Here is a 1,290-nt window from a genome sequence, read left to right on the forward strand (position 1 = left end):
CTGCTGCACCGTACGCGGCCTGGCCAAGTCCTACCGGACCGGCAGCGGCGCCGCGGCCGCCGAGGTCCGGGCCAACGACGGGATCGACCTCACCGTGCACCGCGGCGAGATCTTCGGCCTGCTCGGCCCGAACGGCGCCGGCAAGTCCACCCTCGTCCGCCAGCTCACCGGCCTGCTCCGCCCCGACGCCGGGACGGTCGACATCCTCGGCCACGACATCGTCCGCCACCCCGAACGGGCCGCCCGGCTGCTCGGCTACCTGGGCCAGGAGTCCACCGCGCTCGACGAGCTCACCGTCACCCTCGCCGCGGAGACCACCGGACGGCTGCGCGGCCTGACCCGCGCAAGGGCCCGGGCGGAGTCCGCCGAGGTCCTCGCCGAACTGGGCCTGGAGCCGCTCGCCCACCGCCCGCTCGCCAAGCTCTCCGGCGGCCAGCGCCGCCTCGCCTGCTTCGCCGCCGTCCTCGTGGGGGAGCGGCCGCTGCTCGTCCTGGACGAGCCGACGACCGGCATGGACCCGGTCGCCCGGCGGGCCGTCTGGTCGGCCGTGGACCGCCGCCGCGCCGAGCGCGGCACCACCGTCCTGCTGGTCACCCACAACGTGATCGAGGCGGAGACGGTGCTCGACCGGGTCGCCGTGGTGGACGAGGGCCGGGTGATCGCCTGCGACACGCCGGGCGGACTGAAGGCCCTGGTCGACGGCGACGTCCGGCTCGACCTGGTGTGGCGGACGGACGCCCCGCTGGAGGTGCCCGCCGTCGCGGCCCTCGCCGGGCGCGCCGAGCGCACCGGCCGCCGCTGGACGGTGCGCACCACCCCGGAGGAGGCCCGCGACCTGGTCGCCGCCGTCACCGGCGGCGCCGCCTTCGCGGCCCTCGACGACTTCACCCTGGCCACCCCCAGCCTGGAGGACGCCTACCTCAAGCTCGGCGGCCGGCACAGCGGACTGGCGAAGGACGGACTGCCGACGTGACCATCCTCGACGCCCCGGCCCCCGCCGCCCCCGTGCGCGCCGCCGCCGAACTGGCCCCGGCCGCCCGGCTGCTGCCCGCCCTGGCCGCCGTCTACCGGGCCCAGCTGGCCCGGGCCCGGGTGGCCCGGATCCCGCTGCTCTTCGTGGCGACGTTCCAGTCGCTCGGCATCCTGGTGATGATGCGCGGCGTCGTCGACCCCGGCGACAACCCGGCCGCGCACGCCGTTGTGGCCGGCGCGGGGGTGGTGGTGGTCGCCGTCGTAGGGCTCAACCATCTCGCCCAGTACATAGGGCCGCTGGGCGCCCCCGGGGGGCGC

General features: G+C 77.1%; 1 protein-coding gene and 1 pseudogene. Both read left to right on the forward strand.

All coding sequences use genetic code 11. The annotated features are described in order from the left end of the window. Positions 1-973: ABC transporter ATP-binding protein (locus ACFV0G_RS23675; protein ID WP_380551305.1), on the forward strand; the 973-nt coding region annotated here is incomplete at its 5' end. Next, positions 970-1,290: pseudogene (locus tag ACFV0G_RS23680) on the forward strand (ABC transporter permease); the annotation flags it as partial. The gene ACFV0G_RS23675 and the pseudogene ACFV0G_RS23680, both read left to right, overlap by 4 nt.

Source organism: Kitasatospora sp. NPDC059571 (genome assembly GCF_042735675.1).
GTDB lineage: Bacteria > Actinomycetota > Actinomycetes > Streptomycetales > Streptomycetaceae > Kitasatospora.